A 17,326-nucleotide genomic window follows, 5' to 3' on the forward strand; every position below is an offset into this window, starting at 1 on the left:
GGGATGTCCTCGCCTGCCGTTTCCCGTCCGACAGCAGGCCCGGCGGTTACCGTGGCGGTCATGCCGTCGCCCGCGATCGCCGCCCTGGACTCCGCCGGACTGCCGTACCGGTTGGTCAGTCACGGCGCGGTCGGCAGCCTCGCGGAGGCCGCCGCCGCCCGTGGTGTGGCCATCCCGGACGTGGTCAAGACGATCGTCGTCCGCCGGGGCGCGGACGACCACCTGTTCGTGCTCACCCCCGGTGACCGGGTCGTCTCCTGGCCCAAGCTGCGCGCCCTGCTCGGGGTGCAGCGGATCTCCATGCCGGACGCGGCGGGCGCGCTGGCCGCCACCGGGTACGAGCGCGGCACCATCACCCCGTTCGGGGCGAGCACGGCCTGGCCGGTGATCGCCGACGAGCGGCTACGAGGCCGGCAGATCACCCTGGGCGCGGGCGAGCGGGGTCTCGCCGTGGCGGTCGACGCCGACGCCGCGATCGCCGTCCTCGACGCCACTGTGGCCGATGTCACCGACCCGCAGCCCACCCGCTGAACTCCGCCGCTGCCGTCGTCCGACTGGCTCCGGCCCGCCGCCGTGGGTGAGGATGGCGGCTATGCCCGCCCCCGAGGAACGCCCCGACCCCGTCGGCACCGTCTACGGCGGGCGACGCCGCGCCAGCTCGGGCCCGCTGGCCGACCCGCTGCTGCGGGTGGCGGTGGCGGTCGGGCTGGTGGGCGTACTCCTCGGTGTGGTCTTCGCCACCGGCCTGCTCGACGGTGACGACGAGCCGGTGGTGCCGGCGGCCGTCGGCACGCCGTCCAGCGCGGCCGAGCCGACCGCCCCGGCGCCCGAGCCGACCCCGACGCCCTCGGTCGAGCCGTCGCCGACCCCGTCGGCCACCCCGGCCGTTCCCACCAGCGGCGCCCACGTGCTGCGGTCGCCCTCCGGGCTCTGCCTCGGGCTCGACGGCGACGACGAGAAGGCCGAGGCCGAACTCGCCGCCTGCACCGGCGGCCCGGAGCAGCAGTGGGTGGTCAACCCGGTCGCGACGGGAGCGGTGACGCTGACCAACGCCGCCCACGGTCAGTGCCTCGATGTCGAGGGCGGCAGCGGTGACGACGGCGCGCGGCTGCAACAGTTCCCGTGCCACGGTCAGGCCAACCAGCAGTGGCGGCTGACCCCCACCGGCGCCGGCCCCCTCCTGCTGGTCGCGGTGCACAGCGGTAAGTGCGCGCAGGCCGACGACGACGGCGTCGAGGCCGGCAACGACATCCGGCAGCGCCCCTGCGACGGCCGGCCCGCCCAACAGTGGACGGTGGGCTAACCCCGGAAGCTCCACGCGCGGGGTGCGGTCGCGGCGACGAGGACGGCCTCCGGCACCGGTCGACCCGGCCGTCGGCGCAGCAGCAGCGACAGCCCCGCCGCTCCGATCGACAGCGCGCCGGCCACGTACCAGGCCACCGCGTAGTCGCCGAGCTGATCGCGGACGAGCCCCGCGCCGGTGGCCGCGAGCGCCGCCCCGAACTGGTGGGCGGCGAACACCCAGCCGAACACCACCGCGCCCGCGCCACCGAAGTACTCCCGGCACAGCGCCACGGTCGGCGGCACCGTGGCCACCCAGTCCAGGCCGTAGAAGACGATGAACACCAGCATGCTCGGCTCGGCGGTACCCGTGAACAGGCTGGGCAGCACCAGCAGCGACAGCCCGCGCAGCGCGTAGTAGGCGCCGAGCAGCAGTCGGCTGTCCACCCGGTCGGTCAGCCAGCCGGAGGCGATCGTGCCGACGATGTCGAAGAGCCCCACCAGCGCGAGCAGTCCCGCCGCCGTGGTCTCGGCCATGCCGTGGTCGTGTGCGGCCGGCACGAAGTGCGTACCGACGAGGCCGTTCGTGGTCGCGCCGCAGATCGCGAACCCGCCGGCCAGCAGCCAGAACGGCCGCGTCCGGGCGGCGGCGGCCAGCGCGCCGAGCGCCCGGGTCGCCGCGCCGCCGGTCGGCGGCGGCGCCGCGACGACCTCGGTCGCGCCGTAGGCGGGCAGGTCGAGATCCGCCGGGTGCTCGCGCAGCAGCCACACCACCAGGGGTACGACAGCCAGGGCGGCGCCGGCCACGACGAGTGCCGCCGTGCGCCAACCGTGGTCGCGTACCAGCACGGCGATCAGCGGCAGGAAGATCAGTTGCCCGGCGGCCCCGCCCGCGGTGAGCACGCCGGTGACCAGGCCCCGACGACGGACGAACCAGCGCCCGGTGACGGTCGCCACGAAGGCGAGCGCCATCGAGCCGGTGCCCAGACCGACGAGGACGCCCCAGCACAGCAGCAACTGCCAGCTCGCGGTCATGAACACCGTCAGCCCGCTGCCGGCGGCGACCAGCAGCAGCGCCACCGAGACGACCCGGCGGATGCCGAACCGGTCCATCAGCGCGGCGGCGAACGGCGCGGTGAGCCCGTAGAGGAGCAGGTTGACCGAGACGGCCGCAGAGATGGTGGCGAGCGGCCAGCCGAACTCCGCGTGCAGCGGGTGCAGCAGCACCGACGGGGTGGCGCGGAACCCGGCCGCGCCGACGAGCGCCACGAAGGCGACACCGGCCACGAGCCAGGCGGGGTGCAGGCGACGATTCTTGCTCACGCGACCAGTCTGGGCCGCGCCTCCTTCTGCGACGAGTGGCCGGAAAGCCATCGTGCGCAATAATCGGGCCATGAGCAGTGGCCCGCACCGGATCGCCGTCCTCGCCCTCGACCAGGTCGTCGGCCTCGACCTCGGCACCCCGTCCCAGGTCTTCAGCACCGCCCGGGGCGCCGACGACGCGTACCGCTACGACGTACGGGTGTGCACCCCGGGCGGCCGGCCGGTCCGCAGCACCGCCGGCTTCCAGGTGCTCCCGGACCACGGGTTGGAGCTGCTCGACACCGCCGACACGGTGATCGTCCCGGGCATCCACGACGGCGCGGCGCTCACCTCGGGCGCCATCGAGCCGGAGGTCGCCGAGGCGCTGCGGTCGGCGTACCAGCGGGGCGCCCGGATCATGTCGATCTGCACCGGCGCGTTCGTGCTGGCCGCGGCCGGCCTGCTGGACGGACGCCGGGCGACGACCCACTGGGCGTACGCCGAGCGGTTCCGCCGCCTGCACCCCCGGGTGGACCTCGACCCGGACGTGCTCTTCATCGTCGACGACCGGGTGCTCACCTCGGCCGGAGTGGCCGCCGGCATCGATCTCTGCCTGCATGTCATCCGTCTCGACCACGGCAGCGAGATCGCCAACCGGGCGGCCCGACGCTGCGTGATGCCGCCGTGGCGCGACGGTGGGCAGGCGCAGTACATCGAACAGCCGGTGCCCCGGGCGACCGATGCGAGCACCACCAGCGCCCGCGAGTGGGCCCGGCAGCGCCTGCACGAGCCGATCGCCCTGCGCGACCTCGCCGAGCAGGCCCGGATGAGCGTCCGCACCTTCACCCGACGTTTCCGGCTGGAGACGGGACTGAGCCCCGCGCAGTGGCTGCTGCGGCAGCGCACCGACCACGCCCGACTGCTGCTGGAGACGACCGACCTCACCGTCGACCAGATCGCCCGCCGCTGCGGCTTCGGCACGACGGCCGCCCTGCGCCAACAACTCCACCAACGCATCGGCGTCGCCCCGTCCACCTACCGCCGCACCTTCCACCCCCGCGAAGAGCTGACCCGCGCCTGACCCCCGCGATCTTGCACTTACTGTCGTCGAGATGCCCCTTACGCGCGCCTTTGTCGCCGCAGAAAGCGCAAGATCGACGAGGTCCCCCGGGGTGGGGGTCAGGTTCGGAGCAGGTGGAGCTGGGCCTGGTGTTTGGGGAGGTGGACCCTGGCGTGCAGGTCCAACGTGCGGGACCAGGGCAGCGGCTCGTCGACGATCAGGTCGAAGCCCTCGCGTAGGTGGGTCTCCACCGGCGCCTCCGCCGCCAGGCCGAGTTGGTCGACCAGCCCGCACAGCCGTTCGCTGGTGCTGTGCAGCAGTGCCGCCAGGCCGCGCAGACCACCCTGCTCGGCGGCCAACGCGTCGAGCTGCGGACGGTGGATGTCCTCCTCCAGCTCGTAGTAGGCGAACGGCGACCCCGCGAGCAACGCCTCGCTGGCCTGGATCATCAGCTCGTCGTTGGCCACCAGGTGCGCCACGATCTGCTCGGCGCTCAACTGCTCCCGAGGGGCAGGCCCAAAAGAGACCCCGTCAATCTCCCGAAACACCGAGTCATAAGCCCGCCGCAACCCGCCACTCGCCGCCGCCACACCCCCACCCCACCGCCCCACCCCGTCGATCATGGCGTTGTGGTGCCCGATTCACCCGGACGAGGCGGCATTTGCCACCCAGCACAACTCCATGATCGACGGTGGTGGTCAGGTCAGCGGCGGGACTGGCGGGAGCGGAGGTAGTCCGAGACCACGTACTCGCCCAGGTCGTCGGTGTCGGGCGTGAACATTCGGCCACGGCTGCGTCTCGCCACCGCGTCGATGAAACGGCGCAGGCCCTCGTCGTCGCCGAGCATGAACAGGTTGAGCGTGGCGCCGTAGCGGCTGAGCCGGTCCACCTCGCGGACCGTCGCCTCGATCGTCTCCGGCAGCGGCGGCCAGTGGAACAGCGCCTCCCCGTCGTCCGGATCGAGGTGGGCGGTCGGCTCTCCGTCGGTGACCACCAGCACCACCGGCTCGGCATCCGGATGGCGGCGCAGGTGCCGAGCGGCCAACCGCAGCGCGTGTTGCAGGTTCGTCCCCTGTTGCAGGTCCGGCTCCACGGCCGCCAACTCCTGCTGGGTGAGCGTCGTCGCCTCCCGACCGAAGCCCACGATCTGCAGGGCGTCCTGTGGAAAACGGGTCTCCATCAGGTGCGCCAACGCCAGCGCCGTCTGCTTCATCGGCCCCCAACGACCCTGCGAGATCATCGAGTACGACAGGTCGACGCAGAGCACCACCGCCGCCGAGGCACGCTTCTCGGTCTCCACCACCTCGAAGTCGTCCGCTTCGAGTTGCAGCGGAACCCTCGGCCCGGCCCGCCGTACCGCCCGGGTGAGCGTGCGGACCACGTCCAGCGGTTGCTCGTCGCCGTACTCCCAGGGGCGGGACGCACCGCTGACCTCGCCGGCCGCACCCGCCGAACGCAGGTCGTGCTGACCGCGCGGACCGGCCGTCAGGTCGGCGAAGACCCGCCGCAGCGCCGTACCGCCGAGCCGGCGCAGGGCCTTCGGGCTGAGCGTGAGCCCGTCCGCGTCCCGGCCCACCCAGCCCTGCCGGCGCAGCTCGCGTTCCAGCTCGCGAAGCCGGCGTACGTCGTCGGCCGCGTCCCGGCCCAGCGTCCGGGCCACCGCGTCGACGTCCACGTCGTCAAGCGTGGCCCCGGGGTGCTCCTGGTCGAGCTGGTCCAGCAGGTCGTCCAGCTCGCCGATCTCACCGAGCGCGCCGGCCGCGTCGGCGTAGTCCAACGGCTGGTCGCCCCGGACCCGCTCGCCGCGCCCCCAGCGCAGATCCGGCCGCAGCGCCCGCAGGTTCGCGTCGAGCGCCGACAGCTCACCGGCGAGCCGGTCGCCGAGGGACTGCTGCATCAGACCGGCCAGCTCGGCGCGCTGCCGCTCGGACAGCGAGTTCATCAGCCGCTCACCGGCCGCCGAACGGCGGGCCAGCACGTCGATCAGCTCGTCGACCGTCTCCGGCTGCTCGGGGAAGAAGTCGCCGTGCCGGCGCATGAACTCGGCGAACGCGTCGGTGGTGTCCTCCGCGCGGCCGTGCCGGGCCAGCAGGTCGTTCAGGTCCCGCATCATCTCGGCGAGCCGCTGCTGCGCGGCCGGATCGGCGGACGCGCGCACCGCGTCCCGCAGGCCCGCGAACCGCTGACCGAGCACGTCGTCCCGGAGCTGGTCGAGGATCTGCTGGTACGAACGACGGGCGTCCTCGCTGGCCCACTGGTAGCCGGACAGCTCCTCGACCGCACGGGCCGTGGAGCGGGGCAGATTGTCCAGCACCGACTCGGCGAACCGCGCGTCGTCGTCGTCGCGGCTCCGCAGCTCGTCACGTTCGGCGGCGAGAGCCTGGTCGAGTAGGGCCTGTGCGCGGGTCACCGCGCCGTCGAGATCGCCGCGACGAAGCGCCTCACGACGCAGCCGTCGCGCCCGGGCGGCCAGGTCGTCCAACCCGCCGCGCCCCTGCGGTCCACGACGCAGCAGATCGCGCAGCGCCTGCCGCAGGCTGCCGCCGGCCAGCACCTCGGCGCCGACCGCGTCCACCGCCTCGCGCACGTCGTACGGGGGTGCCAGCGGGTCGGGCCCGCCGTTCCACTGGCCGTACCGGAACCGGTTGCCGGCCACGGTCAGCCCCGGCCGCCGTAGACGGTGCGCCCGGACTCGGTGACGTCCTTGCCGAGCCGGCGGGTCAGGTGCAGCCCCTCCAACACGAACTCGACGGCCGCGGCGGCCTCCTCCGGGGTGGGCGCGTCGCCCAGGCCGAGCCGGTCGAGCACCTTGGCCAGACCGGGCACGGTGCCCACCTGCCGCAGCAGCTCGGCGGAACCGACCAGCTCGCCGGTCTCGATCGCCGTCCCGTCCTCGACGAGCGCGGTGAACCCGGACAGGTCGAGGCCGGCCAGGTGGGCGCGGAACGTCTCGGCGGTCGCGGTCCGCAGCAGGTGGGCCAGGATCTCGATCTCCCGTCCCTCCTCGCCACTCTCGAACTCCACCTTGCCGCGCAGCGTGCTGGTCACCGACACCGCGTCACCGACCCGGGCCACCGCAGCCTCCGATGCAAGGAAGGGCCCCTTGTTATCGCTTTTCGTCGTAGAGGGGGCCCCTCCTAACACCTTGTCGGCGGCGAGCAGGCCGGCGCGACGCAGCGCGGCGCCGGCGACCGTCTCGGCGGCGGCGATCGCGAACCGGGCGGAGACGCCGGAGCGCGGGTCCACCGACGGGGATTCCCGTACGGCCCGGGCGAAGCGGGCCAGCACCTCCAGCACGTGCTCCGGGACGGCGGCGACCAGGTCCGCCTCCTGGCGGATCAGCGCCAGCTCCAACTCCAGGTCGACCGGGTAGTGGGTACGGATCTCCGCGCCGAACCGGTCCTTGAGCGGGGTGATGATCCGGCCCCGGTTGGTGTAGTCCTCGGGGTTGGCGCTGGCCACCAGGAGCAGGTCCAGCGGAAGCCGGAGCTGGTAGCCGCGCACCTGGATGTCCCGCTCCTCCAACACGTTGAGCAGCGCCACCTGGATGCGCTCGGCCAGGTCGGGCAGCTCGTTGACGGCGAAGATGCCCCGGTTGGTACGCGGTACCAGCCCGAAGTGGATGGTCTCCGGGTCACCGAGGGTGCGGCCCTGGGCGATGCGGATCGGGTCGACGTCACCGATCAGATCGCCGACGCTGGTGTCCGGAGTGGCGAGCTTCTCGCCGTAGCGCATCGAGCGGTGCAGCCAGCCGATCGGCAGGTCGTCGCCGGCCTCGGCGACCTGGGCGACCGAGGCGGGAGTGAGCGGGCGCATCGGGTGCTCGTTGAGGACCGAGCCCGCGATGACCGGCGTCCACTCGTCGAGCAGCGAGCCCAGGGCGCGGATCAGCCGGGTCTTGCCCTGGCCGCGCTCGCCGAGCAGCACCATGTCGTGCCCGGCGAGCAGAGCCCGCTCGACCTCGGGCAGGACGGTGTCGTCGTAGCCGACGATGCCGGGGAAACGGGTCTCGCCGGAGCGCATCCGGGCGAGGAGGTTGTCGCGGAGTTCCTGCTTGACGGTGCGGTACTGGTGACCGGCCGCCCGTAGCGCGCCGAGCGTGCCGGGCAGGTCGGCCGGTGGAACCGGGATTACCGGGGTAGGCGCAGTCACCCGAGTAACGCTAGCTCACATTTTCGGGGGCGCCTCCGGCTTCGGGTGGCACCGTTACCTCTCAGTGCGCTTTAGCAAGCACACGGTTGGTAGTCCTGCCTTGCGGCGGAACGGTCCCGGTCTGACCAGCGGATGCCGTGCCGGGTTCACGCTTCGTCGCCACCTGCCCGCGTATGCGGGTCTTCTGGTCGGCTCCACGTGCTGCCACCGGGCCACTCCCGGCGGTATCGAACTCGGCCGCGAGAGCGGCCAGGTTCAAGGAGGCGTTACGGTCCCGGTCGATGACCAGACCGCACGCCTCGCAGGTGTATTCGCGCTCGGACAAGGCCAGCTTGGTTTTCACCGTGCCGCAGCCCGAGCAGATCTTGGAGGACGGATACCAGCGGTCGGCCAGCAGTAGCCGACCATTGTTCCATCCGGTCTTGTACGCCAACTGGCGGCGGATCTCCGCGAAACCGGCGTCGGCGATGTGCCGGGCCAGCCTGCGGTTGCGCAGCATGCCGGCCACGTTGAGGTGTTCGACCACGATCGTGCTGTGCTCGCGGGCTAGGCGGGTGGTGAGCTTGTGCAGGCCGTCGCGGCGTAGGTTCGCCACGCGGGCGTGGGCGCGGCCGAGCCGGGCGGCTGCCCGTTCCCACCGCTTCGAGGCTCGTCTTGCGGTACGCCGGTCCGGGCCAGTCTTGCGGGACAGCGCCCGGCCCCACGAGCGCACGCGTTGCTGCGCACAGTTCAGGTGGCGCGGGTTGTCGACCAGCTCGCCAGTGGACAGCACCGCAAGGTGCTTGATCCCGACGTCCACGCCGACGACCGACTGCGGCCGGGCAGGGGCGCGTTCGGCCCGTTCGACTTCGACGGTGAACGACACGTGCCAGTGTCCGCCGTCGCGCCGCACGGTCGCGGACATGATCCGGGCGGTGCCGTTGTCCAAGCGGCGGGCGAGTTTGCGGGCCGACTCGTGCAGCTTCAACCGGCCCAGTCGGGGCAGCACCACGTGCATCCGGTCGGGTTCGACCCGGATCGCCCCGGTGGTGAACCGCACGGATGCTGTCGTGCGGCGGCGGGACTTGAACCGGGGAAACCCGACCGGCCGCCCGGCCCGTGCGCCCTTGCGGGAGTCCGCCCAATTCTTCAAGCCGCGCGCGAGGGCGTCCAAGCCGGTGTTGAACGCCTCCTTCGACACCTCGCCCCACCACGGCGCAACCCCGGGCTTAGCGGCGTTCCACGCCTTGCGCAACCCAGCGAGGGACCATGACAGCGACGGCGTCAACGCCTCGTCCGGCACGCCGTAGGATCGCTCCGCGGTCCGCTGGTCCATGACCGCCTTGACCTTCGCGAGTGCCCAGTTATGCGCGACCCGGGCCGCCCCGGCATGCGCGAGCACGTCACGTTCCCGGCCCGGGCTGAGGTCGAGGGCGAACCGGTACGCCTGGATCGTCTTCACACCGGAGCCTCGGTGGCGGCTTCGACTGCGCGGCGGGCGCGGTCCGCGGCAGCGCGACGACCATACAGGCGGGCGCACAGCGAGGTCAGGATCTCGGTGACGTCGCGGACCAGGTCGTCATCGACCTCAGCCGGGTCGACTACCAGCAGACGCCGGCCTTGCGCGGCCAGGGCGGCTTCAACGTACTCGGCACCGAAGCGGGCGAACTGGTCGCGGCGCTCGACCACGATGGTTGACACATCCGGGTCGCGCAGCAGGGTGATGAACTTCTTACGGTGCCCGTTCAACGCGGACCCGACCTCGGTGACCACCCGGTCCACGCCGAGCTTCTGGCCGGTGGCCCACATGGTCACCCGGGCGACCTGACGGTCCAGATCCGCTTCAGATCGGCTGACGACACCCCGGCGTACACCACGGTCTGCCCGGCCTCGGCCGCCGTTCCGGTGACCGGATCCCCGACCATGATGAGGCGGCCGATCCGGTAGGTGGGAATGGGCAGTGTCCCGGACTCGTAACGCCGACGTGCTGTCGCGTACGAGATCCCTGTGGCCGCTGCCCATTCCTTCAAGTTCACGAACCCGACTATGGCCGACTTATGAGCACTATTGACGACCGACACGCCGACAGTTGTCAGCCCTCACGGCCACCCTCAGCCCTTGCCGCAGCGCGCGCAGGCGCCCCGACGGCGCAGGTGGTACGCGTACGCGGCCGCGCCGAGCGCAACTCCCCACACCGGCCAGAGCAGCATCGGCGCCCCGGTCAGGCTGGTCCCGCCGGTGAGCTCCCAGAACTGAGGGTTGCTGAGCAGGCCGAGGCTCGCCGCGGTGACGGAGATGGCGACCAGGGTCGCCGGCACCACGGCCAGCTTCACCGGCACCCGACGACCGGCGAGCCCGACCATCCAGCGGGGGAACCGCTCACCCCAGCGCTGTACCAGGCCGAGGGTGAGGATCGCGCCCGCGGTGGCGAAGGCGGCCAGCCCGAACCCGGCCCAGACCAGCCCGCTGTCCTGCATCTCGGTCAGGAACTCCCGGGAGATGCCCAGCGGGATGCCGGCGGCCCAGGCGAACCGGATCGCCGCGTACGTCACCGGGATGATCGCCGCGATTCCGGTGGCCCACCGACCCCAGCGGGCGGCGGCGGCCGGGGTGGTCCAGCCACGGTCGGTGCCGTCCCGCCCGCAGGAGACGCAGCTTGCGGCGGTACGGCGTTGCCAGGCGAGCACCGCGCCGGCCAGCAGCAGCCCGCCGAGCAGCGCGGCGAAGCGGCCGAACAGGGCCCAGTTGAAGATGTCGGCGTAGTCGACCGGCGGCCAGCCGAACGGCGCGCCGACGATCAGGATCGGCAGGTAGCCGAGGATGACCAGCACGCGCACGTCCGGCACGACCACGGCGAGCAGGAACGCGACCGCCCAGCCGTAGCCGGCGAGCAGTGCCCGCAGCGGGCCGGGTGGGCGGACCGCCGGGCGGCTCATGGCGAGGGCGGCCACGGCCGCGGTCAGCAGGACTCCGGCGAAGAGCGGGGTGGCCACGTCCACCGGCACCAGGCGCAGCAGGCTGACGTCACCGCCGTGGGGGTCGTTCGGGCCGAACGGGTAGCCGGCGCCGGTGAGCGTGCCGAGCAGGGCGAGTACGCCCCACAGGCCGAGCCAACCGGCGGCGAGCGGGGCGAGCCGGTCGGGCCAGCGGGAGTCGGTACGGGCTCGAAGGTCATTGATCGTCGTCATGCTCCCAGCCTCGACCGATCGGCGACCGATCCCCTCCCGGGCGGCGGTGAACCCACTCCCCCGGCCGAGGGAACAGCCGGGAGCCCCCGGCCGAGGGAACGGCCGGGAGGGGCCGGCCGAGGGATCAGCCGGACGGGGTGACGAAGCCGGACTCGTACGCGGCGATGACCGCCTGGGTACGGTCGCGGACGCCCAGCTTGGCCAGCACGTTGCCGACGTGCGTCTTGACCGTCTCCACCCCGACGACCAGGTGCGCGGCGATCTCCGGGTTGGACCGGCCGGTCGCCATCAGCCGCAGCACCTCGGCCTCCCGCTCGGTGAGGCGTGCGGCTTGCAGGCGGTCCCCGCCCACCGGCCCGTACGCCCCGACGAGCTGGCGGATCGCCGCCGGGAACAGCAGCGACTCCCCGGCCGCGACGACCCGGACCGCCTCGACGACCTCCGCCGGGCGGGCCCGCTTGAGCAGGAAGCCGGACGCGCCGGCGCGCAGCGCCTCGTAGACGTACTCGTCGTTGGCGAACGTGGTGACCACCAGCACCCGGGGCGGGTCGGCGGAGGTGGCGAGCAGGTGGCGGGTGGCCTGGATGCCGTCGATGCCGGGCATCCGCACGTCCATCAGCACCACGTCCGGGCGGTGCCGGGCGACCAGGGGCGGCACCTCGGCGCCGTCGGCGGCCTCGGCGAGCACCCGCAGGTCGGGTTGCGCGTCGATGATGGCCCGCAGCCCGACCCGGATCAGCTCGTCGTCGTCGACGATCAGCACGCCGGTGCTCATCGCGCGTCCTCGTACGGCAGGCGGGCTCGGACGAGCCACCGGTCGCCGTCCGGGCCGACGGTGAGCCGGCCGCCGAGCAGCAGCACCCGTTCCCGGATGCCGTCCAGGCCGCGCCCGCCCCGACCCGGATCGGAGCGGCGCTGTCGGCCGAGGGCATTTTCCATCTCCAACTCCAGGGCATCGGGGTGCAGGTCCAGCCGCAGCGTCACCGGCCCGTGGCCGTGACGGGCGGCGTTGGTCAGTCCCTCCTGGACGATGCGGTAACCCTCCCGGGAGACGACCGCGGGCACCGCCGTGGGATCGCCGGCGCGGCTGTCGTGGACCGTCAGCCCGGCCGCCCGGGCGTCGGTGACCAGCCGGTCGAGGTCGGCGAGCGTACGCTGTGGCGCCACCGAGGGCCGGCCCTCGCCGGTCTCGCGGAGCAGCCCCAGCACGTGGTCCAACTCGTCCATCGCGGTCCGGCCGGCGTCCTCGATGGCGGTCAGCGCGCGCCGGACGAACTCCGGGTCGGAGTCCAACACCTCACGGGCGGCGCCGGCCTGGAGGGTCGCCACGGTCAACGCGTGACCGACGGAGTCGTGCAGTTCGCGGGCCAGCCGGTTGCGTTCGGCGAGCCGGGTGGCCCGCGCCTCCAGGGCGGCGATCCGCTCGGCCTGGGCGGGGCCGAGCAGCACCGGGGCCATCGACACGGCGAGCGCGCCGAGCCCGGCCACGGCGTAGCCGAGGCCGACCAGCAGGGCGACCCCAGCGAGGGTGAGCCAGCCGCTGTCCCGCCCGTCCAGCGGCCCGAACCGTTCGCGGCTGGTCAGCTCGTCGCCCACACCGAACTGCTGCGCGATGAACGCGAGCGCCATCGGCAGGGCGCTGAACAGCGCGGTCATCACCAGGGCGCCGACGATGAGGTGTGTGGCGATCCAGAGCGCGCTGCGCAGGCGGCTCTCCCGGTCGCCCCGGTGTCCCGGGGCCGGGTCGGGCAGGTCGACGCCGAGCAGCGCCCGTACGGCGGCGATCTCCAGCGCCCGGCTGCCGTCCAGCAGCAGCGGCACCACGGCGATCAGCCCCGCGACCACCAACAGGACGTACACCAGCGGGCGGGGGATCTCCGAGTCGGTGAGCATCTGCGCGAAGGTCACCGCGAGGACCCCGTACGGCAGGGCCAGCACGCCGCCGAGCAGCAGGAACACGCCGCGTCGCCAGGTGCTGCCGGCGACCAGCGGGGCCAGCGCCGCGCGGAGGGTCATCCGGTCATTCTGCTGGCGTGGACCGGGTGCGCGACTCCCCCGCAGCGGGGAGATCTCAGCGGTGGTCGGCCACGTACCCCTGCGGGTCCTTGTCGCGGAACGGCAGGTCGCGGCCGTTCTTGTGCTCGCCGTAGAAGGTCAGCCAGCGCTGGCCCAGCTCGGCGCGCAGTTCGAAGCTGGCGTGCCGGCGGAAGTCGGGCAGCGCCTCGTCCTCCTCCTCGGCCAGGTGTTCACTGTTCTCCCGGCGGGCCGTACCGACCGCCTCCCACCAGGGCTTCGAGCCGACGGGGTGCAGTTTGGACTCGGCGATGGCGTCTCGGATCTTGTTGTGGTCGCCGATCGCGTCTTCCGTCTCGTCCTCGCCGTCGTCGCCGTGCTTGACCAGGTGCGGGTAGAGGATCGCCTCCTCCGCCTCGGCGTGGATGTCCAGGTGCAGGGCGAGGGCGTCCCAGATGGCCAGCAGTTCCTGCTCGTCGCGGGCGTCGTCGAGGCGGGCGAAGCCGCGCCGGAAGGCGGCGTGGTCGTCCAGGATCAGTGCGGTGATGTCGTCCACGTCGCTCACTTTCCGCGGTGCTGTGCCGGTCGGTCGGGTCGAAACTACCCCGATGTCCGGCTTTCCACGCCCGATCTCGGGCACGCCGGACCGGGGCTAGGCTCATGATCGTGACCTACCTCGCCGCGGAAGACCGCTACGACACCATGACCTACCGGCGCAGCGGACGCAGTGGCCTGCGGCTGCCCGCCGTCTCTCTCGGCCTGTGGCACAACTTCGGCCCGGACCGCCCGTACGAGCGCCAGCGCGACATCGTCCGGCGCGCGTTCGACCTCGGCGTCACCCACTTCGACCTGGCCAACAACTACGGCCCGCCGCCCGGCTCGGCGGAGGAGAACTTCGGCCGGATGCTCGCCACCGACCTGAAGCCGTACCGGGACGAGCTGGTCATCTCCAGCAAGGCCGGCTACCTCATGTGGCCCGGCCCGTACGGCGAGTGGGGCTCGCGTAAGAACCTGATCTCGTCGTTGGACCAGTCGCTGGGCCGGATGGGCCTCGACTACGTCGACATCTTCTACTCGCACCGGTTCGACCCGGACACGCCGCTGGAGGAGACGATGGGCGCGCTGGACGCCATCGTCCGCTCCGGCAAGGCCCTCTACGTGGGCATCTCCAACTACAACTCGGAGCAGACCACGAGGGCCGCGGCGATCCTGCGCGACCTGGGCACGCCGCTGCTGATCAACCAGCCGTCGTACTCGATGCTCAACCGCTGGACCGAGGACGACGGCCTGCTCGACACGTTGGAGCAGGTCGGCGCCGGCTGCATCGCGTACAGCCCGCTCGCGCAGGGCCTGCTGACGGACCGGTACCTCAAGGGCATCCCGGCCGACTCGCGGGTGCGGACCAGCGTCTTCCTCAACGAGAGCGACCTCGGCGACGAGAAGATGGCGACCATCCGGGGGCTCGGCGCGGTCGCCGAGCGGCGCGGTCAGTCCCTGGCCCAGCTCGCGCTGGCCTGGGCGCTGCGCGATCCGCGGATGACCAGCCTCATCATCGGGGCGAGCAGCGTCGAGCAGTTGGAGACCAACATCGCCGCCGTACACCACCTCGACCTCGACGCCGACGACCTGGCCGAGATCGACCGCCTGCTGGGCTGACCGCCGGATCACGGGCGGGCCGGGTCACCAGATCCGGCGCCGCCCGGCCCGGTGGTTGCGCACCTCGCACCGTGGTCCCGTCGGGGCGACGGTGTCGCGCCGCCGCCGACCCACTCCGACAAGTACCGCCAGGACCAGCACGACGGCCGCGCCGGCCAGCACCGGCCACCGGCCGTCGAGGTCGCGCACCGACGCCACCGGCACGCCCGGGTCGGCCGCCGCCGCCACCGCCGACTCGCTGGCTTCCGGCCGGCTCGCGGGGGTACGCGCGGAGGCCTTCGTCGTGGCGGCCCGCTTCTCGGTGCCGGGCGGGGCCGCGAAGACCACGTCGGAGCAGGAGTAGTAGGTGTCCGGGGTGTTGGAGTTCTGCCAGATCGTGTAGATCAGGTGACGGCCGGTACGGCCCGTGGGCAGCCGGCCGGCCAGTTGGTAGGCGCCGGCCCGCACCGGCGGGTCGGTCCGCGTCAGGAACGGACGCGGCTCCAGATCTGCCCAGGTGAGCCGTTTACGCGGGTCGTAGTCGGGCGTGGTGACGTAGAGCCGGAAGGTGCCCCGGTGCTCGATGGTGGTCCGGTACCGGAAGGTGAACGTCGCTCCGGTGGTCAACCGGGTGCTCGGCCAGTCGGTGCGGGGCAGGTCCAGCCCCCGGTACGCGGAGAGCCCGCCGCTGCACAGCTCCCCGTCCGGGATCCGTTCCCGGTCCCGACCGTTGATGGCCGCCACGCGTACGTTGTCCCATTCGCGCACCGCCGCGCCGGCCGCCACGGCCGCCTGGCAGGCGCTGGTGGACGCGTACCGGCCCTCGGGCCCGCAGGCCGCCGCCCGGCTGACGGGATCGGTGGGGGCGCCGTGCGCCCAGCCGGGCACCGAGCCCAGCGGTGCCGCCGCCACGACGACGAGCACCACGACGAGCATCCGACGCACCCTCATGGCTTGAACCTCCCGCCACTGGTACGGGCGCGGGAGGTCAAAGGTTCGACGCCCGGGGGCCGGGAATCGCGCGGCGGTCCCCAGCGTTCCGATAACCGGTACCGATACAGGCCAGACCCCCAGGCCGAGGAGGCAGACATGAAGGTACGTAGCTCGTTGCGTGCGCTCAAGCAGAAGCCCGGTTCGGTGGTGGTCCGCCGTCGCGGCCGGGTGGTCGTGGTGAACCGCGCGAATCCGCAGTGGAAGAGCCGCCAGGGCTGATAAGCCTCTTAACGGACAGATCGTCGACAACGCCCCGACCGGGATCATCCGGTCGGGGCGTTTCGCGTCTCGGTTCTCGCCGCGCGGTGCGGCCCGGTCGATGGCATCATGCCCCTTGATCAAGCATGTTCATCGATCGAGGGGGCGACGGTGCACGGAGCAGACAGAACAGCCAACCGACGGCGTACGCGACAGTTCACCGCCGCTGTGATCGGCGTCTTGGCGGCCCTGGCGGCCGTTCCGGCACCCGCGTGGGCGGCCACGTGGTCGCCGATCCAGGTCGTGTCGGAGCCCGGTTGGAGCGGGCAGGACCAACCCTTCGTGGCGGTCGACCGGCAGGGTGACTCACTGCTGGCCTGGTCCGGCTGCGACAGCAACGCGAGCGGCTGCTACGACCAGGTGAAGGCGCAGACCGTGTCGGCGGACGGCGTACTGGGCCCGATCCAGACGCTCTCGCCACTCGGCCCGTCCGCGCTCTGGCCGAAGGTGGCGTCCGACGACGACGGCGACTCCGCGGTGGTGTGGATACAGGACGGCCTCGTGGCCGGCCGGCGGGTGTCCGCCACCGGCGAGCTGGGTCCGCTCCAGATGATCGCCACGTGGCACGGGGTCAGTCCGGCCGTCGCGGTCGACCCGTCGGGGCTGGCGCTGGTCACCTGGACGGAGATCCGCGACGGCGCGTACACGACGAAGGCCCGCTACTTCGGCGCGGACAGCTCCCTCGGCCCGGAGCTGACCCTCGGTGTCGGTGCGGACCAGCCGGTCGTGGGCATCGACCGCGCCGGGACCGCCGTCGTCGCCTGGACGGAGAGCTATGAGCGGGTCGTCGCACGCCGCGTGCGCCCGGAGGGGGTCGCGCCGCTGCGCGTCATCGCCGGGCGGGCCACCGACGTGCGGTACGCCAGCGTCTCGCTCGCCGTGGACCGGGACGGGGACGCGGTGGTCAGCTACCGATGGTCGAAAGCGGGTGAGCCGCCCCGCCTGCGGGCACGGCATTACAGCCACACCGACACGTTGGGCAGCGTCCTCAGCGTCTCGCCGGCCGCCCACGAGCTGAGCCTCTTCGACGAACTCGCCGGCGATCTGGACGGCGACGCGGTGCTGACCTGGGGCCGCTGGACTCCCGAGGGTCGGCAGGTCTTCGCCCGCTCGATCTCCAGCACCGGAGCCCTCGGCACGGTCACCCGGCTCGGCGTCGGCGACTGGCCGAAGGTCGCCCTGGACGACGACGGCGACGGCCTGGTCACCTGGCAGGCATGGGGTCCGGACGTCTCCACCACCCAGGTGCACGCCCGGACGATCGGCTCGGACGGCACGTTCGGGGCGGACGAGATCATCGCGCCCGACGGGCGCTACGCGCAGCCGGCGTCCAGCCCGACGGGTCGCTTCTCGGTGATCTGGCAGAAGGCGTCCTACGTGTACGACATCCGCGCGCGCTTCGGCCAGTAGCCCGGCGAAGAGACGCCCTGACCGCCGCCTCGGTCAGGGCGTCTCGCGCAACCCC

At 72.7% G+C, this 17,326-nt stretch carries 16 protein-coding genes and 1 pseudogene; 6 read left to right on the plus strand and 11 right to left on the minus strand.

Annotated features, from left to right (window positions below; all coding sequences use genetic code 11):
• Window positions 1-60: 60 nt before the first annotated feature.
• Both ABZ272_RS22970 and ABZ272_RS22975 read left to right on the plus strand, forming a co-directional pair.
• Window positions 61-531, plus strand: a complete 471-nt coding sequence (locus ABZ272_RS22970; RefSeq protein ID WP_355051973.1) for a YbaK/EbsC family protein — start codon at window positions 61-63, stop codon at window positions 529-531.
• Between the two features lie 61 nt (window positions 532-592).
• Entirely contained in the window at window positions 593-1,303 is a 711-nt protein-coding gene (locus ABZ272_RS22975) for an RICIN domain-containing protein (RefSeq protein ID WP_355051974.1), read from the plus strand.
• Here the strand turns inward: ABZ272_RS22975 and ABZ272_RS22980 are convergent.
• Window positions 1,300-2,655: an MFS transporter gene (locus ABZ272_RS22980; RefSeq protein ID WP_355051975.1), complete on the minus strand. Its 1,356-nt coding sequence runs from the start codon at window positions 2,653-2,655 to the stop codon at window positions 1,300-1,302. The genes ABZ272_RS22975 and ABZ272_RS22980 overlap by 4 nt on opposite strands.
• Before the next feature lie 19 nt (window positions 2,656-2,674).
• Between ABZ272_RS22980 and ABZ272_RS22985 the strand changes: the two genes are divergently transcribed.
• Window positions 2,675-3,664: a DJ-1/PfpI family protein gene (locus ABZ272_RS22985; protein WP_355051976.1), complete on the plus strand. Its 990-nt coding sequence runs from the start codon at window positions 2,675-2,677 to the stop codon at window positions 3,662-3,664.
• A 98-nt stretch (window positions 3,665-3,762) separates the two neighbouring features.
• Here the strand turns inward: ABZ272_RS22985 and ABZ272_RS22990 are convergent, their stop codons facing one another.
• The 9 genes and pseudogenes from ABZ272_RS22990 to ABZ272_RS23030 all read right to left on the minus strand — a co-directional run bounded on the left by ABZ272_RS22990 (window position 3,763) and on the right by ABZ272_RS23030 (window position 13,531).
• Window positions 3,763-4,266, minus strand: coding sequence for a hypothetical protein (locus tag ABZ272_RS22990; protein ID WP_355051977.1), 504 nt, complete (start codon window positions 4,264-4,266; stop codon window positions 3,763-3,765).
• 80 nt (window positions 4,267-4,346) lie between these two features.
• A complete protein-coding gene (locus ABZ272_RS22995) occupies window positions 4,347-6,299 on the minus strand; it encodes a VWA domain-containing protein (protein ID WP_355051978.1) in 1,953 nt (650 codons plus the stop codon).
• A 2-nt stretch (window positions 6,300-6,301) separates the two neighbouring features.
• A complete protein-coding gene (locus tag ABZ272_RS23000; RefSeq protein WP_355051979.1) occupies window positions 6,302-7,795 on the minus strand; it encodes a sigma 54-interacting transcriptional regulator in 1,494 nt (497 codons plus the stop codon).
• 61 nt (window positions 7,796-7,856) lie between these two features.
• The gene (gene tnpB, locus ABZ272_RS23005; protein ID WP_355051980.1) at window positions 7,857-9,236 is read right to left on the minus strand and encodes an IS607 family element RNA-guided endonuclease TnpB; all 1,380 of its coding nucleotides are present in this window, start codon (window positions 9,234-9,236) and stop codon (window positions 7,857-7,859) included.
• A pseudogene (locus ABZ272_RS23010) lies at window positions 9,233-9,810 on the minus strand (IS607 family transposase). The gene tnpB and the pseudogene ABZ272_RS23010 overlap by 4 nt, the downstream one beginning before the upstream one ends.
• 75 nt (window positions 9,811-9,885) lie before the next feature.
• Window positions 9,886-10,962 (minus strand): hypothetical protein, encoded by a 1,077-nt coding sequence (locus tag ABZ272_RS23015; protein WP_355051981.1) that lies wholly within the window; start codon window positions 10,960-10,962, stop codon window positions 9,886-9,888.
• Window positions 10,963-11,086: 124 nt separating this feature from the next.
• Complete coding sequence (locus ABZ272_RS23020; RefSeq protein WP_355051982.1) at window positions 11,087-11,737, minus strand: response regulator transcription factor; 651 nt, start codon at window positions 11,735-11,737, stop codon at window positions 11,087-11,089.
• Window positions 11,734-12,978, minus strand: coding sequence for a histidine kinase (locus ABZ272_RS23025; protein ID WP_355051983.1), 1,245 nt, complete (start codon window positions 12,976-12,978; stop codon window positions 11,734-11,736). The genes ABZ272_RS23020 and ABZ272_RS23025 overlap by 4 nt, the downstream gene beginning before the upstream one ends.
• 55 nt (window positions 12,979-13,033) lie before the next feature.
• The gene (locus tag ABZ272_RS23030; RefSeq protein WP_355051984.1) at window positions 13,034-13,531 is read right to left on the minus strand and encodes a hemerythrin domain-containing protein; all 498 of its coding nucleotides are present in this window, start codon (window positions 13,529-13,531) and stop codon (window positions 13,034-13,036) included.
• 104 nt (window positions 13,532-13,635) lie between these two features.
• Between ABZ272_RS23030 and mgrA the strand changes: the two genes are divergently transcribed.
• A complete protein-coding gene (gene mgrA, locus ABZ272_RS23035; RefSeq protein WP_355051985.1) occupies window positions 13,636-14,631 on the plus strand; it encodes an L-glyceraldehyde 3-phosphate reductase in 996 nt (331 codons plus the stop codon).
• A gap of 24 nt (window positions 14,632-14,655) precedes the next feature.
• Here mgrA and ABZ272_RS23040 read toward each other — a convergent pair whose 3' ends face one another.
• Complete coding sequence (locus ABZ272_RS23040; RefSeq protein WP_355051986.1) at window positions 14,656-15,561, minus strand: lytic polysaccharide monooxygenase; 906 nt, start codon at window positions 15,559-15,561, stop codon at window positions 14,656-14,658.
• A gap of 138 nt (window positions 15,562-15,699) precedes the next feature.
• Between ABZ272_RS23040 and ABZ272_RS23045 the strand changes: the two genes are divergently transcribed.
• Together ABZ272_RS23045 and ABZ272_RS23050 are read left to right on the plus strand one after the other, a co-directional pair.
• Window positions 15,700-15,822, plus strand: a complete 123-nt coding sequence (locus ABZ272_RS23045; protein WP_030490864.1) for a 50S ribosomal protein L36 — start codon at window positions 15,700-15,702, stop codon at window positions 15,820-15,822.
• 282 nt (window positions 15,823-16,104) lie between these two features.
• A complete protein-coding gene (locus ABZ272_RS23050) occupies window positions 16,105-17,271 on the plus strand; it encodes a hypothetical protein (RefSeq protein ID WP_355051987.1) in 1,167 nt (388 codons plus the stop codon).
• Window positions 17,272-17,326: the final 55 nt, after the last annotated feature.

It is taken from the genome of Micromonospora sp. NPDC005979, from assembly GCF_040614415.1.
In the GTDB taxonomy this organism is placed as follows: Bacteria; Actinomycetota; Actinomycetes; order Mycobacteriales; family Micromonosporaceae; genus Micromonospora.

Bases quoted from the DNA above. Each gene is read 5' to 3' on its own strand.
- ABZ272_RS23015 (WP_355051981.1), bottom strand. From the start codon at position 10,962: ATGACGACGATCAATGACCTTCGAGCCCGTACCGACTCCCGCTGGCCC.
- ABZ272_RS22990 (WP_355051977.1), bottom strand. From the start codon at position 4,266: ATGATCGACGGGGTGGGGCGGTGGGGTGGGGGTGTGGCGGCGGCGAGT.
- ABZ272_RS23025 (WP_355051983.1), bottom strand. From the start codon at position 12,978: ATGACCCTCCGCGCGGCGCTGGCCCCGCTGGTCGCCGGCAGCACCTGG.
- ABZ272_RS22975 (WP_355051974.1), top strand. From the start codon at position 593: ATGCCCGCCCCCGAGGAACGCCCCGACCCCGTCGGCACCGTCTACGGC.
- mgrA (WP_355051985.1), top strand. From the start codon at position 13,636: ATGATCGTGACCTACCTCGCCGCGGAAGACCGCTACGACACCATGACC.
- ABZ272_RS22985 (WP_355051976.1), top strand. From the start codon at position 2,675: ATGAGCAGTGGCCCGCACCGGATCGCCGTCCTCGCCCTCGACCAGGTC.
- ABZ272_RS22980 (WP_355051975.1), bottom strand. From the start codon at position 2,655: ATGGCTTTCCGGCCACTCGTCGCAGAAGGAGGCGCGGCCCAGACTGGT.
- ABZ272_RS22970 (WP_355051973.1), top strand. From the start codon at position 61: ATGCCGTCGCCCGCGATCGCCGCCCTGGACTCCGCCGGACTGCCGTAC.
- ABZ272_RS23020 (WP_355051982.1), bottom strand. From the start codon at position 11,737: ATGAGCACCGGCGTGCTGATCGTCGACGACGACGAGCTGATCCGGGTC.
- ABZ272_RS23045 (WP_030490864.1), top strand. From the start codon at position 15,700: ATGAAGGTACGTAGCTCGTTGCGTGCGCTCAAGCAGAAGCCCGGTTCG.
- ABZ272_RS23040 (WP_355051986.1), bottom strand. From the start codon at position 15,561: ATGAGGGTGCGTCGGATGCTCGTCGTGGTGCTCGTCGTCGTGGCGGCG.